The sequence below is a fragment of the Agrobacterium sp. 22-226-1 genome, assembly GCF_053522345.1.
In genome coordinates this window covers 28,448-43,252 of the sequence record NZ_JBNWCP010000010.1, presented here as the reverse complement: position 1 = coordinate 43,252, position 14,805 = coordinate 28,448, and the positions used below count along the sequence as shown (strand labels likewise).

At 59.8% G+C, this 14,805-nt stretch carries 12 protein-coding genes; 3 read left to right on the top strand and 9 right to left on the bottom strand.

Annotation, left to right across the window (positions count from 1 at the left end):
* Window positions 1–67: 67 nt before the first annotated feature.
* The 3 genes from ACQZ5K_RS17535 to ku (ACQZ5K_RS17525) all read left to right on the top strand — a co-directional run bounded on the left by ACQZ5K_RS17535 (window position 68) and on the right by ku (ACQZ5K_RS17525) (window position 2,599).
* The gene (locus tag ACQZ5K_RS17535) at window positions 68–712 is read left to right on the top strand and encodes a DUF47 domain-containing protein (RefSeq protein WP_003521774.1); all 645 of its coding nucleotides are present in this window, start codon (window positions 68–70) and stop codon (window positions 710–712) included.
* The gene (locus ACQZ5K_RS17530) at window positions 712–1,716 is read left to right on the top strand and encodes an inorganic phosphate transporter (RefSeq protein ID WP_003521775.1); all 1,005 of its coding nucleotides are present in this window, start codon (window positions 712–714) and stop codon (window positions 1,714–1,716) included. The genes ACQZ5K_RS17535 and ACQZ5K_RS17530 overlap by 1 nt, the downstream gene beginning before the upstream one ends.
* A 91-nt stretch (window positions 1,717–1,807) precedes the next feature.
* Window positions 1,808–2,599, top strand: coding sequence for a non-homologous end joining protein Ku (gene ku, locus ACQZ5K_RS17525; protein ID WP_175422219.1), 792 nt, complete (start codon window positions 1,808–1,810; stop codon window positions 2,597–2,599).
* A 12-nt stretch (window positions 2,600–2,611) separates the two neighbouring features.
* Here the strand turns inward: ku (ACQZ5K_RS17525) and ligD are convergent, their stop codons facing one another.
* From ligD to ACQZ5K_RS17480, 9 genes are all read right to left on the bottom strand, one after another.
* The gene (gene ligD, locus ACQZ5K_RS17520; protein ID WP_448740974.1) at window positions 2,612–5,104 is read right to left on the bottom strand and encodes a DNA ligase D; all 2,493 of its coding nucleotides are present in this window, start codon (window positions 5,102–5,104) and stop codon (window positions 2,612–2,614) included.
* 3 nt (window positions 5,105–5,107) lie between these two features.
* Window positions 5,108–5,941 (bottom strand): non-homologous end joining protein Ku, encoded by an 834-nt coding sequence (ku, locus tag ACQZ5K_RS17515; protein WP_448740973.1) that lies wholly within the window; start codon window positions 5,939–5,941, stop codon window positions 5,108–5,110.
* Window positions 5,938–6,225 carry a hypothetical protein gene (locus ACQZ5K_RS17510; protein ID WP_448740972.1) on the bottom strand — a complete coding sequence of 96 codons (288 nt, stop codon included), beginning with the start codon at window positions 6,223–6,225 and terminating at the stop codon, window positions 5,938–5,940. Before ACQZ5K_RS17510 ends, ku (ACQZ5K_RS17515) begins: the two co-directional genes overlap by 4 nt.
* Window positions 6,226–6,269: 44 nt before the next feature.
* Window positions 6,270–7,163 carry an SDR family oxidoreductase gene (locus ACQZ5K_RS17505; RefSeq protein WP_448740971.1) on the bottom strand — a complete coding sequence of 298 codons (894 nt, stop codon included), beginning with the start codon at window positions 7,161–7,163 and terminating at the stop codon, window positions 6,270–6,272.
* Window positions 7,164–7,347: 184 nt separating this feature from the next.
* Complete coding sequence (locus ACQZ5K_RS17500; RefSeq protein ID WP_448740970.1) at window positions 7,348–9,687, bottom strand: bifunctional diguanylate cyclase/phosphodiesterase; 2,340 nt, start codon at window positions 9,685–9,687, stop codon at window positions 7,348–7,350.
* Window positions 9,688–9,875: 188 nt separating this feature from the next.
* The gene (locus tag ACQZ5K_RS17495) at window positions 9,876–10,979 is read right to left on the bottom strand and encodes a hypothetical protein (RefSeq protein ID WP_448741040.1); all 1,104 of its coding nucleotides are present in this window, start codon (window positions 10,977–10,979) and stop codon (window positions 9,876–9,878) included.
* Window positions 10,980–11,206: 227 nt separating this feature from the next.
* Complete coding sequence (locus ACQZ5K_RS17490) at window positions 11,207–12,745, bottom strand: ABC transporter substrate-binding protein (protein WP_448741039.1); 1,539 nt, start codon at window positions 12,743–12,745, stop codon at window positions 11,207–11,209.
* A gap of 126 nt (window positions 12,746–12,871) precedes the next feature.
* Window positions 12,872–13,852 (bottom strand): mannonate dehydratase, encoded by a 981-nt coding sequence (locus tag ACQZ5K_RS17485; protein WP_448740969.1) that lies wholly within the window; start codon window positions 13,850–13,852, stop codon window positions 12,872–12,874.
* A 67-nt stretch (window positions 13,853–13,919) separates the two neighbouring features.
* Entirely contained in the window at window positions 13,920–14,633 is a 714-nt protein-coding gene (locus ACQZ5K_RS17480) for a FadR/GntR family transcriptional regulator (RefSeq protein WP_448740968.1), read from the bottom strand.
* Window positions 14,634–14,805: the final 172 nt, after the last annotated feature.

The following is a 14,805-nucleotide window of genomic DNA, read 5'->3' as shown; positions in this document are numbered from 1 at the left end:
GCATTTATGACAGTTTTATGACAATCACCCCCCACAACTAATAAAGCGCCATTGAGGGCCAATTCGCATGATGAGTATTTTTCGCAAGCTGATGCCGCGCGAGGACCGTTTCTTCGACATGTTCAGCAAACATTCCGAAACCGTCATCAAAGCGGCCGAGGCCCTTGACCAACTTTTGAGCGGCATCGACGTCGAGAAGAACTGCGACCTCATCGTCGCCCTCGAACATCAGGCGGACGACATCACCCGCGAGGTGCTGCTCGCCGTCAGGCGCAGCTTCATCACCCCCTTCGACCGCGGCGACATCAAGGATCTCATCCAGTCGATGGATGACGCCATCGACATGATGCACAAGACCGTCAAGACCATCCGTCTTTTCGAGCAAACGGAATTCGATCCGCTAATGAAGGAAATGGGGCATGAGATCGTGCGGGCAGCCGGCCTCATCGCGGAAGCCATTCCGCTTCTCAACAAGGTCGGCACGAATGCGCATCGCCTGTCATCCATCGCCGAAGAGGTGACCCGCGTCGAAGGCCGCTCCGACGAACTTCACGATCTGGGTCTCAAGGACCTCTTCCGCCGCCACGGCGCAAGCGGCAATGCCATGGCCTATATGATCGGCAGCGAGATCTACGGCGAACTCGAAAAGGTCGTCGACCGCTTCGAGGATGTGGCCAACGAGATCAGCGGCATCGTTATCGAGAACGTCTGATGGATGTCGCACTTGCCCTGCCGTTGCTAATCGGCCTTATCGCCATCGCGCTGTTCTTCGATTTTCTGAACGGTCTGCACGATGCCGCCAATTCCATCGCCACCATCGTCTCCACCCGTGTGCTGCGCCCGCAATATGCGGTCGCCTGGGCGGCCTTCTTCAACTTCATCGCCTTCCTGTTCTTCGGCCTGCATGTGGCCGAAACGCTCGGCACCGGCATCATCGATCCTGCCATCGTGTCGCCGCAGGTGATCTTCGCGGCGCTGATCGGCGCCATCGTCTGGAACATCGTCACCTGGATTTTCGGCATTCCCTCCAGCTCGTCGCACGCGCTGATCGGCGGGCTCGTCGGTGCGGGATTTGCCAAGGTGGGTTTCAATTCCATCGTCTGGTCGGGCCTGCTGAAGACCGTGGGCGCCATCTTCATGTCGCCGGCCATCGGCTTCTTCCTCGCCCTGCTTCTGGTGCTCACCGTCTCCTGGCTGTTCGTGCGGCAGACGCCCTTTGCCGTGGACCGCACCTTCCGCGTGATGCAGTTCATCTCCGCCTCGCTTTATTCGCTGGGACACGGCGGCAACGACGCGCAGAAGACCATGGGCATCATTGCCGTGCTGCTTTTCAGCCAGGGACATCTGGGCGAGAGCTTTTACGTGCCATTCTGGGTGGTGATTTCCTGCCAGTCGGCCATGGCGCTCGGCACACTGTTCGGCGGCTGGCGCATCGTCCACACGATGGGGTCGAAGATCACCCGGCTGAACCCGATGCAGGGTTTCTGCGCCGAAACCGGCGGTGCGCTGACGCTGTTCGGTGCGACATGGCTCGGCATTCCGGTCTCCACCACCCACACGATCACCGGCGCCATCGTCGGGGTCGGCGCGGCCCGCCGCGTCTCGGCGGTGCGCTGGGGCCTTGCCGGCAATATCGTCATCGCCTGGATCGTGACCATGCCTGCGGCTGCGCTGATCTCCGCCGCGGTTTACGGGCTGACGTCGCTGTTCGGCTGACAGCTCCATCCCTGTCCCGATTTGCCACTCCTCCCGGAACAAAAGCCACCCCGTGGCTGTTGTTCCGGGAGAACCAATGCGGATCGCGGACATGGCACGACAGGTTTTCTGGAAGGGTTATCTCAAGCTGTCGCTGGTGACGGCTTCCGTCTCGCTAACGCCCGCGACGACGGAAGGCAACAAATACACCTTCCACGTCCTCAATCGCAAAACCGGCAACCGCGTCGAAAGCCGTTATGTCGACAGCGTCACCCACCGACCGGTCGCCGCCAAAAACCAGGTAAAAGGTTTTCCCCGCGCCGAGGACGACTATGTCCTGCTGGAAGATGACGAGATCGATGCGGTGGCGCTGGAAAGCACCCGCACCATCGATATCAAGACCTTCGTGCCGAAAGGATCGATCGACTGGATCTGGTACGACCGTCCGCATTTTCTGCGCCCGGAAGACAAGATCGGCACCGAAGCCTTCAGCGTCATTCGCGAAGCCATGAAGGTGAACGATGTTTTCGGCATCGCGCGCCTCGTAATCTACCGTCGTGAAAGGGCTGTGCTCCTCGAACCGTCGGGAAAAGGCATCATCCTGTGGACGCTGCATTATGGCGAAGAGGTACGCGAAAGCATCGACGCGCTGGAGCCGAAGATGAAAATCGACCGGCCATTGCTGGACGCCATGGAAAAACGCATCAGCAAACAGGTGACCGGTTGGAAACCAACTCTAGTGCAGGACCCCATTCAGAAGAAGATCAAGTCCCTGTTGAAAACCAAGGGCGAGGAGGTCTCCTCCTCGAAAAAGAAAACCGGCACGAAGGCACGCACCGGCGGCAATGTCATCAACATCATGGATGCCCTGAAGAAAAGCCTTGCTTCCGAAAAGAGAAGTTGAGGCTCGATGCCTTCAGCGGGCCTTTTTCGGAAGCGGCTCGGCAGCAGCAAAAAATCCATCCCACGGGTCTTTTTTCAGCGCGGAAAGACGCGCGCCGATATTGTTGACGGTGAAATGGGCCGGGCCGATCTCGGCGGTGAGTTCCGACCATTCGAGCGGCGCTGAAATGGCGGCTCCCGGCCGGGCACGTGTCGAATAGGCCGCAACCGCCGTATTGCCCCTGCCGTTGCGCAGATAGTCGATGAAAATGCGGCCCTGCCGTTTCGCCTTCGTGGCGACGGAGAGATATTTCTCCGGCTCGGCTTTCGACATATCCGCCGCCATGGCCTTGGCGAAGGCCTTGACCGGGCCCCAGCCCGCCTGCGGCTTCAAGGGTGCAACGACATGCAACCCCTTGCCGCCCGACGTCTTGACGAAAGCGGCAAGTCCGGCCTCTTCGAAACGCCGCTTCAGTTCCAGCGCCGCTTCGATCACCTCTTCCCAAGCCACATCCTCGCCGGGGTCGATATCCATGGTGATCATGTCCGGCTTTTCCCAGTTGGCAGTCGTCGCACCCCATGGGTGGATTTCGAGCGCGGCGGATTGCACGAGCGCCATCAGGCCATCGAAATCGGTGATGCGGATCAGCGGTTCGCCGCCCTTGTCCTTGGGATCCCGGATCTGCTCCACGGCCTTATTGATGCCGCGCCAGGCATGTTTCTGGAAAAATCGCTGCCCCTCTATGCCCTCCGGGCAGCGCAACAATGCCAGCGGCCGGTTGACGACAAAGGGCGCCATGTGCCGCCAGACCTGCGCATAATAATCGGCAAGCCCCTCCTTCGTCACACCGTCCTCCGGCCAATAGAGCCGGTCCGGATGGGTGAACTTGATCTTCGATTGCGGCGCCTGAGTATCGGACACGGCCTTCTCCTCGCGTTCGATTTCTGCTGCGGGCTTGTCTTCGCGCAGCCCCCGGAAAGAGGCGTGACGCAGATTGCCATCGCCAGACCATGCACGAAACTCCACTTCAGCGACCAGTTCCGGCTTGACGAAATGAAGATCGCGGCGGGCGAGCGCGGTGAGCTTGCCATCGAAAGCGCTTTCCTTGCGCTCAAGCGGCTTCAGCCGGCCAAGCAGCATCTCAGCCATTTCGCCCGTATAACCTGTTCCGACACGGCCGACATGGCGCAGCTTGCCATTTTCATAAACGCCAAGCGCCAGCGATCCGATGGCGTGGTCCGATGTCGAGGAGACGGTATAACCGCCGATGACGAATTCCTGTCGCATCGAGCATTTGGATTTTACCCATTCGCCCTTGCGGCCCGAAACATATCTGCTGTTTTTGACCTTGGAAATGACGCCCTCGAGGCTGAGCCGGCAGGCATGGTCCAGGACAAGCGCGCCGCTTTCCTCGAAATGCTGGCTGTAACGGAGATGGGGGTCACCCGCCGGCAACAGCTTTTCGAGCAGCGCCTTTCGCTCGCTCAATGCCGCACCGCGCAGATCGCTGCCGTCGAGATAAAGAAGGTCGAAGGCATAGAATACGAAGCGGTCGCTGCGCCCTTCGCTCAGATCCTGCTGCAAGGCGGAGAAATCGGAGGCCCCGCTGTCGCGTTCAACGACGATTTCGCCGTCGATCAACACCGTTTCCACCGGCAGCGCCGTGAGAGCTCCTGTCACGGCGCTGCCAAATTTCTCCGTCCAGTCCAGCCCGCTGCGGGTCAGCAGTTGAAGCTTGCCCTGATCGACGCGCGCCTGCAGACGATAGCCGTCAAATTTGATTTCATGCAGCCAGCGATCTCCGTTGGGCGGTTTCGGCTTGAGCGTGGCGAGCGCCGGCGGCACGAAGGATGGCATGGCCAGTTTGCGTGCGCCTTTGGGCAGCGCATGCGCCTGTTTCCTGCCGGAGGCCGAAGCCACGGTCTTTTTCGATACCGTTTTGGAGTTCCAGGTATCCTTCGGTTTGGCCGCAACCTCCTCGACGCTGCGCCCGGTCTTTACGGATTCTGGCCGTTCTTCGAGAATATCCGCGCCGCCCTTATGCCTCGCCTCCTCGTCATCGCCCTTGATCAGCAGCCAGTTCTCCCGGCTTTCTCCGGGCTTTCCATGCATGCGCACCAGATGCCATCGGCCTTTGAGCTTTTCGCCGTCCAGTTCGAATTCCAGATGGCCTTTGCGATAACCTTTCCGGGCGTCGCCGATCGGTTGCCAGGTGCCGCGATCCCAGACGATCACGGTGCCGCCGCCATATTGTCCCTTCGGGATGACGCCCTCGAAATCGCCATAGCTGAGCGGATGGTCCTCGACATGCACGGCAAGGCGCTTGTCCTCGGGATCGAGGCTCGGGCCGCGCGTCACCGCCCAGCTTTTCAGCACCCCGTCCATTTCCAGCCGAAAATCATAATGCAGGCGGCGGGCATCGTGTTTCTGTATCACGAAGCTCGAGCCCTGCTGTTCGGCGGTCGTCCCTTTGGGCTCCGGCGTCTTGTCGAAACTGCGCTTGGCGTTATAGGTCTGCAATCCCATGGATCAGCTCGCTTTCCGCGGGGCCTTGCGGCCCGCTGCCGTCGCCCTTTTCCTGCTGCCCGCTTCGGCCCCCGCGCTGCGACGCAGGGCCTCCTTGAGATCAATGATATTGTCTTCCTTGCGCGGCGGCGGCCTGGCGATTTCCCGGCCTTCGATCTTGGCTTTCACGAGTTCTGCGAGTGCATCATTATACCGATCGCTGTAGTCTGCCGGGTCAAATGTGCCCGCACGCTTTTCGATGATGTGTCCGGCCAGCTCCAGCATTTCCTCATCGAACTCGATATCGGGGATCGACTTGAAGACGGATGTCTGCGAACGGACCTCGTAGCTGAAATTTAGCGTCGTAGCGACGAGAGCCTTACCGCTCGGACGGATCAGCAGGACACGGTTGCGGCGGAAAAGCACCGCTTCGCCGAGAGCTGCGACATTCTCGTCGTCCATTGCCCTGGCAAGAAGCGTAAGCGCCTCTTCGCCGCCCTCCCCGCTCGGCGCGAGATAATAGGACTTGTCAAAATAAAGCTTGTCGATCTCGTCACAGGGCAGGAAATGCCTGACGCTGATGACCTTGTCGCTTTCCGGCATCAGCTTCGCAATCTCGTCTCCCTCGATGACGATGTGGTCGCCATTGTCGAGTTCGTATCCCTTGACCTGATCCTCGCGGAGAACCTCGTCGCCGGTATCGCTGTCGACATATTGCCGCTCGACGCGGTGGCCGGTCTTGCGGTTGACGATATTGAAGGAGATTTTCTCCGCCGAGGTCAGTGCGGAATAAAGACCGACTTCGCAGTTGAAATCGGCAAAGCTCAGATGGCCCCTCCAGCTCGCTCTCCGGTTCATGTCCGTCGTCCCTCGTCATCGCTGCGGGAGGACATGTCTCCGCGTCGGCCCTTGGCCAGAATGCGCTCGATGGCGGGCACATCCGCCTCCGCCAGAACCGGCACCGGGTCGGACGCCATGGCTTCCAGCACCTCCGGCGACAGCCCGCCATTGCGGATAACCCATTCCATAGCCTCACGGGTTTGCCGCTCCGCGTTCAACTGCGCATAAAGCGCCAGTATCAGCCGGTCGCGAACATCGAAGCTCTTCAAACTTCTGTCTGAACGTTCTGCCTGCCGTTTCATCTCGAAATCCTCAAAGGCCCATCCGGCATTTGGCGGACATCGCCTCAGGCAATGCCCCTGCCGCCGGTCACGCCATAAACCTCGCCATTGATGAAGCTCGCATCCTGCGATGCCAGCAGCACATAGACGGGCGCCAGTTCCACCGGCTGTCCCGGGCGGCCGAAATCGCTGTCCTTGCCGAAATTCTTCACCTTCTCGTCCGGCTGGCCGCCGCTCGGCTGAAGAACCGTCCAGAACGGGCCGGGAGCGACGGAATTGGCGCGTACGCCCTTTTCGATAAGCTGCTTTGCAAGCGCTTTCGTATAGGCGACGATACCGGCTTTGGTGGTGGCGTAGTCCAGCAGGATGGCGGAGGGCTCATAGGCCTGTATCGACGCCGTGGTAATTACCGACGACCCCGGCTTGAGGTGAGGAACCGCCGCCTGCGCAATCCAGTGCAGCGCATAAAGATTGGTCTTCATGGTGCGGTCGAAATCGTCGGTCGACAGTTCTTCTATATCGTCGCGATATTGCTGCCTTGCCGCGTTGATAACCAGAATATCCAGCCCATCGAGATCACCGGCCGCTTTCTCGACCAGTTCGCGGCACCAGGCCTCGTCGGTAATATCGCCGGGCAGCGCGACCGCCACGCGGCCTTCGGCCTCAATGAGCGCCACGACTTCCTCGGCGTCGGATTCTTCTTCCGGAAGATAGGAGATCGCCACATCCGCGCCTTCCCTTGCAAAAGCGATGGCGACCGCACGGCCAATGCCTGAATCGCCGCCGGTTATCAGCGCCTTGCGTCCTGCAAGCTTGCCGGTGCCGCGGTAGGTCTTTTCACCATGGTCCGGGAAAGGGGTCATATTCGTCACCAGACCCGGCATTTCCTGGGGCGGGGTCGAAAAAGGCGGGCGCGGATACTGGCTGCGCGGGTCCTGTGGCTCGAGGCGGTCTGTCATCGCGGTCTCTCCCATAGATAGATGTCCATCCGTGGCGCATTCGCTGACACAGCAGGCATATCGCCCGGTCGGGCTGACAGCGGCATGGACGCGCCACACGCTAACCTAACGATCTGCCTTGGCTCTCGTTCCATCGGAGATGGGAAAGGAGGACGACGACACCATTGTGCCGCCGCATCTTTTATCAAACGGAATGTTTCTTCCGTGTGGTGGCGCTGACGACCTGAGCGGGCGCGACATCCGGTTTGCCGAAGAGATAGCCCTGCGCCTGCGCGCAACCCTCGTCGACCACCATGCGGTATTGCGCATCCGTTTCGATTCCCTCCGCCGTTACCGGCAGATCGAGGCTGCGGCCGAGGCCGATCACCGCGCGCACGATGGCGCGGGCATTGTCATCGTCGCTCATGGCGGCGATGAAGCTGCGGTCGATCTTGATCTTGTCGAAAGGGAAGCTCTGCAGGTTGCTGAGCGAGGAATAACCGGTTCCGAAATCGTCCATGACGATGGCGACGCCGAGCGCCTTCAACTGGTTGAGGATGATCAACGTCGCCTTGCGGTCTTTCAGAAGCGCGGCTTCGGTGATTTCCAGTTCCAGCCGGTTGGGCGAAAGTCCGGTCTGCATCAGCACGGTGCAGACGACATGACCGAGATTGGCCAGCGAAAACTGCAATGGCGAAACGTTCACCGCGATCTTCAGGTGCGGCGCCCAGCCGGCTGCCTGACGGCAGGCCTCGCGCAGTACCCATTCTCCGAGCGAGATGATGATGCCGCTCTCCTCGGCAATTGGAATGAAGACATCCGGCGGCACCACGCCCCGTGTCGGGTGCTGCCAGCGCACCAGCGCCTCGTAACCGACGACCTGGCCGCATTCCACCGAAAGGACCGGCTGATAATTCAACAGCAACTCGTTGCGATTGATGGCAAGCCGCAGATCCGTCTCGAGCTGGCGGCGCTCGCGCGCCTCCTGATCCATCACCGGATCGTAGAAGGCCAATATGCCGCGCCCGCCCATCTTGGCGCGGTAAAGCGCCAGATCGGCGGCATGCATGATGCTTTCATGGTCCTTCCCGTCCCGCGGGAAGACGGCGATGCCGATGCTGACGCCGACGGAGGTCGGATCGTTGGCAACATTCATCTTCAGCGCAAACATGCCAAGGATCGTCTCGGCCAGCAGGCGCGCCTCTTCCGCTTTGGTGTGCCGGGCAGTCAGGATGACGAATTCATCGCCGCCGAGACGGGCGACCACATCGCCTGCCCTTGCGCATTCATCGAGAATGGCGGCAACCTTTTTCAGAACGCGGTCCCCTTCGGCATGGCCGAATATGTCGTTGACCGCCTTGAACCGGTCGAGGTCGAGCGCCAGCAGCGCGAATTCGTCCTCCTCGTCGCAATGCTCGATCTGCTGGTGAAGACGGGTCTGGAACATGGTGCGATTGGACAGGCCCGTCAGGACGTCGTGACGGGCGAGATATTCGATTTCCCGCTGCGCTTCGCGCTTTTCCGTCAGGTCACGGATAGCCATTACCTCGCAGGGGCGGCCGCGATATTCGATCGTGCGTACGCCGAGCTCGAATATCTGCGCCTGCCCGGCGCGCTCGCGAACCGCCTCCACCGGTGCGTGGCGCGGCAGATAAGCGGGCTGCCCGTCGACGGCCTTGAAGAGATCGTCGGGGTTTTGTCCGACCAGCGACGCTTCCTCCCGGCCCAGAAGGCCGGCAAAGCGGGTGTTAAGCTCCACGATCCGCCCATCGCGGACAACAGCGAGACCATCGAGCGTCGCATCCACAAGACCCTTGAGATCGACAAGGTAACGGTCCACAAGAGCAGCCGCAGCAGTGGTGGACAGGATCAGGAACGTGACGCCGGAAATGGCGCAAATCATGATCAACCGGGCGACATTGTCGGGGTCCGGTCCCGATACGGACGGATCTGGCGAAAGCACCGTGGCCGACATGGTCGTGAAATGCAGCGCGCAGATCGCGAAGATCGCCGATCCGGCCGGCGCGGCGAGGCGCTGCCAGGAGCCGAGGCGGCGAAAAAGGGAAAAGGCGAGGAGAAAAGATGCCCAGGCAACCGCAAAACCACCCAGAACCGGTCCCCAGCGATAGCTGATCGTGGCGGCGACATCCATTCCCGCCATGCCGACGAAATGCATGACGGCAACCGACAGCGTGACCAGCGTGCCGACGATGGCCGGGCTGTAAGCGGCCTGCGAGCGGCTGGTGAGCGCCAGCCAGAAACCGAAAACCGGAAGAACCGCCGAAAGAGCCGTGAAGGCGAAATCATAACCGATCGGGACCGCGCCCTTATAGGCGAGCATGGCGACGAAATGCGTGGCCCAGACGCTGAGCCCTCCGGCAAAGGCGGCAACCAGCACCCAATAGGGCTTGCGGCCAGCCGGACTTTCCTCCGCACGCAATAAAAGATGAAAAAAAGCAAACATGCCAAGCAGGCATATAACAGCCGCAAGAAGCACGACCGCCCGGTCGTGTTGTACGACAACGCATTCCAGAACCGTGAACATGACGCACTCTCCCAGCCTCTGAAGAACCGCTCACGGTGGCACTATGGGAGTGGTTTATTTATAAATCTCTAATGCAACTAATGATAAATGTAACGATCTGTTCTGCAACGTACAGAAAGGAACGGGCCGCACGCGACAGCCAGTAAGCTTTTTCGCGCGCGGCCCGACCGGGACTGTAGGAAAGCGGTTTATTTCCAGCTTCGATAATCGGCTGCGGTGCATCCGAAAGGCGCCGGGCCATCGGCGAAACGCTCCTGCAGACGGGCGCAACCCCACTCGTTGAGCGCTGCCGGCAACATGTTGTTAATGTCCATTCCGGGCGAGTTGAATTGCGACGGAGCGCTTGTGACATACCACAGCCAGTAACCGACCACCGCGACGATGATGACAGCGACGATGGCAACGAAAGTGCCCAGTCTGCGCAGCAGGCCCGGTCCTTTCTTTATCGCCGAGGCCTGGGCCGCTGCAGCCTCCTGTGTCTCACGCGCGACCAACGGGGCAAGCGATGTCAGAGCTTCCGTCCGCTCCTGCTCCGTAAGGTCGATCCGTTCCAGCTGATCATCGAGGAGGACCGGCAAGGCGCTGTTTCCATGCAGGACCGCGAGCGCCACATCATGTTTGCCGGTATGACCGACGACAACGGGAATGCGACCCCGCTCCAGATGCGTGAAGGATTGCCGCTTGGTTTTATCGTCCCTTACCGTATCGGCATAGGTGACGAAAAGTCGGCTGCGTTTTTCGGCAACCGCCGTCAGCGCCACCGGAATGACGGTCAACGGTGCGGGCTTGCGCAGCTGCAGGCGAACCCGCAGGACCCGGACAAGCGTGAACAGCATGGCGAGACTGCCGAAACCGAGCAGGAAGACGAACACGCCGAGTGTGATGATGCGGTTCCAGAGCATGTCGAGGCCCAGCGAAATCGTTGCGAGTTCCGGGTTCTTCGCGGAGATGACCAGCCCGGTTTCGTAATCACCGGAATGGAAATCGACGAACATGACTTCGACATCCTTCTTGTAGCTCACGCCCGCATGTTCGTAGGAAAGATCCGCCTTGCAGGTCGTGAAGATTGCCTTGCGCGTCTTGCAGCTGCCGCTGATATCGCCGTTTTCAATCTCCAGCGAATCTTTGCTGATCTGATAGTCGCGCAATATGCCCGGGCCTTCGGCGACGAGCATGACGGCCGTGATGACCAGAAGCACCGGAACGGAGAAATAATAGGCTGCCGGCACCGAAATGACGCCACGTTTGAGGCTCAGCGGCCGCGACGGAAGTTTTATCTGTGCAAGGTTCATGGTCGTCAACGCATTCTTCGGGAGGTGGGTGAGCGGAGTACACGACTCTCGCCCGATGGAAGGAATAGTCATCGGACGATCTAACCCGACGAAATCCTTGAGAAAACCCCCGAATTTCCGGGATAATGACGATAATCCACCGCCTTGGCCGGGCTTCCCGTCCAACCGCGAATAAAAAACGGGCGGTAAAACCGCCCGTTACAGTCTTTCAGCGGCTGTGGTTTGCCTTAGTCCTTCGTGACCTTTTCCAGCCGGGTCGTCTGGCTGGGATGGCCCACATAATCCTTCACGCGCGCATTCAGCACGATCGGCTCAAACCTCTCGAACATCGGCAGCACCGCCGGCTTCTGGGCGACGAACATTTCCTGCATCTGGGTGTAGATTTCCCCGCGCTTCCTGGCGTCCGGCTCCAGCGAAGCCTTTGCCGTGAGCGCCGTCAGTTCCGGAATGTCCCAGGCCGAGCGCCAGACGAAATTGCCGGCGTTGTTGGCGGCGAGCGAATTGTCGGGGTTGCTGGAAAACTGCTCCATCGAGCCCAGCACATTCGGCATGTAGGCGCCGGTCTGCGGAATGAGCAGATCGAAATCCCGCGCACGGTGGGCGGCAATCACGTCCGAACCGTTACCCTGCTGGATATTGACCTTGATGCCGATCTGGCTGAGCGACGCCTGGATCGCGGTGGCGAGGTCGATGCGCGGCGTCTGCGCGATCGTCTTCAGATTAAGCGTGAAGCCGTTCTCATAGCCGGCCTCCTTGAGGAGCGCCTTAGCCTTCTCCACATCGAGCTTCCAGTCCGGGCTCGGAATGGCGTATTCGAAGTTTTCCGGCACCGGCACCGTGCGCGCCCGGCCATAGGGACCCATGATGGTCTTTTCCATGCCCTTGTAGTCGATGCCATAGGCAATCGCTTCTCGGACCTTGGGGTTGGACAAAGGTTCCTTGCCGGCATTCATGGACAGGACGTAGAAGCCGCCCGTCGGCACGCGCTGAATCTGGAAACCCTCCTTGTTGTTGAAGGTTGCAAGGTCGGCAGCCGTCAGCGCACTGGCGATGTCGATATCGCCGCGCTCCAGCATCAGGCGTTCAACCTGGCTTTCCGGCACATGCCGCACGATGACGCGGCGCATTTTCGGGCTGCCGGCCACGTAGTTCTTGTTGGCCTCGAGAATGATGATCTCGTTGGGTGACCAGCGATTGAGCGTAAAGGGACCGGAACCGGCGGAATTGGTTCTCAGCCAGCCATTACCCCAGTCGCCATTGCTTTCATGCGTCTTGAGCTCCTTGCTGTCGACGACGCTGGCGATGACCATGGCCAGACGGTAAAGAAGCAGCTCGGAGGTGGTTTCGCCGGAAAGATCGATGCGTACCGTTTTTTCATCCGGCGCGCTCACCAGCTTGTCGACATTGTCGGCATTATAGCCAACGCGCTTGAGGTTGGCCGCGGCCGCCTGGTTCATCTTCAACAGCCGGCTGAGCGAATAAACGACGTCTGCCGAGGTTACCGGATTGCCCGAGGCGAAGTTGGCCTCGCGAAGATGGAAAGTGATGCCCTTGTCATCTATCTCCCAGCGCTCGGCAAGCTGCGGTGAAACCTTGCCCGAACCATCGACCGAAATCAGACGGTCATAGAGGTTGGACATGATTTCGTTGGCCTTTCCTTCGGTGGCCTGATGCGGATCAAGCGACAGCACCTGAGCCAGCGAGGTTCCGATGACGAGCTGGTCATTCGGTGTTTTGGCCACGGCTGGCGCTGCCTGCACCAGCATGGCGCCCAGGGCCGTGGTGAATGCGAGACGGATCAATGATTTTCTCATACCTGCTCCTCCTACAGATCGGTAATTCATGTTTGGGAAAAAGCCCGCGACGCAGCGCGGCGTCGCGGGCCAGAACGGTCAAAGATGTTTGTTATCAAGCGCTTCTATCAAGGCGGCGATGTAGCCGTAGCAGAAGGCGAAAGCGACACCGACGGCATCGCGCCCGGCAATCGTCGGCACATGGTCTGGCATGATCATGTAGCGATAGCCGAGTTCGTGATAGAGTTTCAGCGAACGCACCATGTCCATGTCGCCCTCATCGGGGAATGTTTCCATGAAGGAGAGTTTGCCGCCACTGATATTGCGGAAATGGACGTTGAAGATCTTGTCGCGGCTGCCGAACCACCTGATGATGTCGTCGATTTCCTCGCGCGGATTGTCGAGCATTTCGCCGATCGACCCCTGGCAGAAATTCAGGCCGTGATAAGGGCTCTCGCGCATCTGCACGAATTTCTTCAGCCCTTCGACCGTGCCGAGAACGCGGGTGACGCCCCGGTAGCCCGGCGGGGTATAGGGGTCATGCGGATGGCATGCCAGACGCACACGGTTGCTTTCGGCCACCGGCACCACACGCTCGAGGAAATAGTCGATGCGTTCCCAGTTCTCGTCTTCGGAAAGAACGCCAGCGAGACCCGGTGCCGCATCGTGGTCCGCCTTGTCCCAGCGCCAGGCTTCATTGAGCGAGCCGCCGCGGCCGCGCTCCATTTCCGTGCGCGGAATGCCGATGAGGTTGAGATTGTATTTCGCGGCAGGGATTCCGGCCCTGGCGATATTCTCTATCATCGTGCAGACGGCATCGATCTGCCGGTCGCGATCAGGGCCGGCAAGCAGGATATCGGGATACGAAGCCTGTTCGATGGGCCGCGACGGCAACGGCAATTGCACCATGTCGAGAACGAGGCCAAAGCTTTCGACCTTGTCACGGTGGCGCTCAAAGTCCTCGAAAGTCCAGCTCGCGGGCTTTCCGGGCGGATCCGCGTTGACATTTTTGACGCCGAGCTGCGCCCAAACCTTAAAATCCTCGTCATCGCGCGCAGCAACCTGGGTGCCGACATACATCGATTCTCTCCTCTCTCCATGCAAGTCATCATATGACATCGCATGAAATAAGATGAGTGTCGAGATGCTATTGCGCTTCTGAAAGCAACCTGTATCGGCGCTGGCTCGCAAGCATATGTTCGCGCATGGCTTTTCGCGCCGCTTCCGGATCCTGTTCGACGATGGCGCGCAGGATTGCCTCGTGCTCGGCCTGCACTTTGCGAAGATAATTCGCGTCACCGGTTTCCGGCAGCGTCGGGAACTGCCCGCGCGGTATAGAGCGCGAACCGAACTGACGCAGAGCCTCCAGATAAAAGCGGTTATTGGTGGCTATCGCGATGGCCGTGTGAAACTCGTAATCAGCATCGACGGTGGTTTCACCCGCATCGATGGCGCGGGCCATTTTCCGGTGCGCCGCAGAGATTGCGGCCTCCTGCTGGGCAGTGCGGCGATAGGCGGCGATTGCGGCCGCCTCCCCTTCGGTCGCAAGCCTGAACTCCAGCATTTCCAGCGTTTCCGCAATGGTTCCGACTTCGGATTGCGTCAGTTTCACGCCGGCCCACTCACTGGCATTGCTGACGAAAACCCCCTTGCCCTGGATGGGAACGACATAGCCGGCGGAACGCAAATCCGCGATCGCCTCGCGAACCACGGTGCGGCTCACGCCGTAGCTGCGTTCAAGCTCCGGTTCGGTGGGAAGTTGATCACCGTTTTTCAGTTTTCCACTGCGAATTTCTGCGCTGAGATTATCGATGATCTGTTGTGCCCGCCTCTCCCGCGGCCTCGCCTTGTCGCCCATCATGCCACTCTTCCCTCTTGCAGAATACGAATCCCTTCGCTACTCATATGATGACACGGCCGCACATCATATGTTTTCATGTTAGCTCAGGGAGGAGTTGGGATGAAGTACCATCAAGAGTTTTTGCAAAGGAGAATTGCGCGTCTGCGGCGAGCAGCGTGCAAAGGCTCCACTG

Excerpts from the sequence above, each read along its gene's own strand:
- ACQZ5K_RS17500 (WP_448740970.1), bottom strand. The coding sequence starts at position 9,687 with ATGTTCACGGTTCTGGAATGCGTTGTCGTACAACACGACCGGGCGGTC.
- ACQZ5K_RS17480 (WP_448740968.1), bottom strand. The coding sequence starts at position 14,633 with ATGATGGGCGACAAGGCGAGGCCGCGGGAGAGGCGGGCACAACAGATC.
- ligD (WP_448740974.1), bottom strand. The coding sequence starts at position 5,104 with ATGGGATTGCAGACCTATAACGCCAAGCGCAGTTTCGACAAGACGCCG.
- ACQZ5K_RS17490 (WP_448741039.1), bottom strand. The coding sequence starts at position 12,745 with ATGCTGGTGCAGGCAGCGCCAGCCGTGGCCAAAACACCGAATGACCAG.
- ACQZ5K_RS17530 (WP_003521775.1), top strand. The coding sequence starts at position 712 with ATGGATGTCGCACTTGCCCTGCCGTTGCTAATCGGCCTTATCGCCATC.
- ku (WP_175422219.1), top strand. The coding sequence starts at position 1,808 with ATGGCACGACAGGTTTTCTGGAAGGGTTATCTCAAGCTGTCGCTGGTG.
- ku (WP_448740973.1), bottom strand. The coding sequence starts at position 5,941 with ATGAACCGGAGAGCGAGCTGGAGGGGCCATCTGAGCTTTGCCGATTTC.
- ACQZ5K_RS17495 (WP_448741040.1), bottom strand. The coding sequence starts at position 10,979 with ATGAACCTTGCACAGATAAAACTTCCGTCGCGGCCGCTGAGCCTCAAA.
- ACQZ5K_RS17485 (WP_448740969.1), bottom strand. The coding sequence starts at position 13,852 with ATGTATGTCGGCACCCAGGTTGCTGCGCGCGATGACGAGGATTTTAAG.
- ACQZ5K_RS17510 (WP_448740972.1), bottom strand. The coding sequence starts at position 6,225 with ATGAAACGGCAGGCAGAACGTTCAGACAGAAGTTTGAAGAGCTTCGAT.
- ACQZ5K_RS17505 (WP_448740971.1), bottom strand. The coding sequence starts at position 7,163 with ATGACAGACCGCCTCGAGCCACAGGACCCGCGCAGCCAGTATCCGCGC.
- ACQZ5K_RS17535 (WP_003521774.1), top strand. The coding sequence starts at position 68 with ATGATGAGTATTTTTCGCAAGCTGATGCCGCGCGAGGACCGTTTCTTC.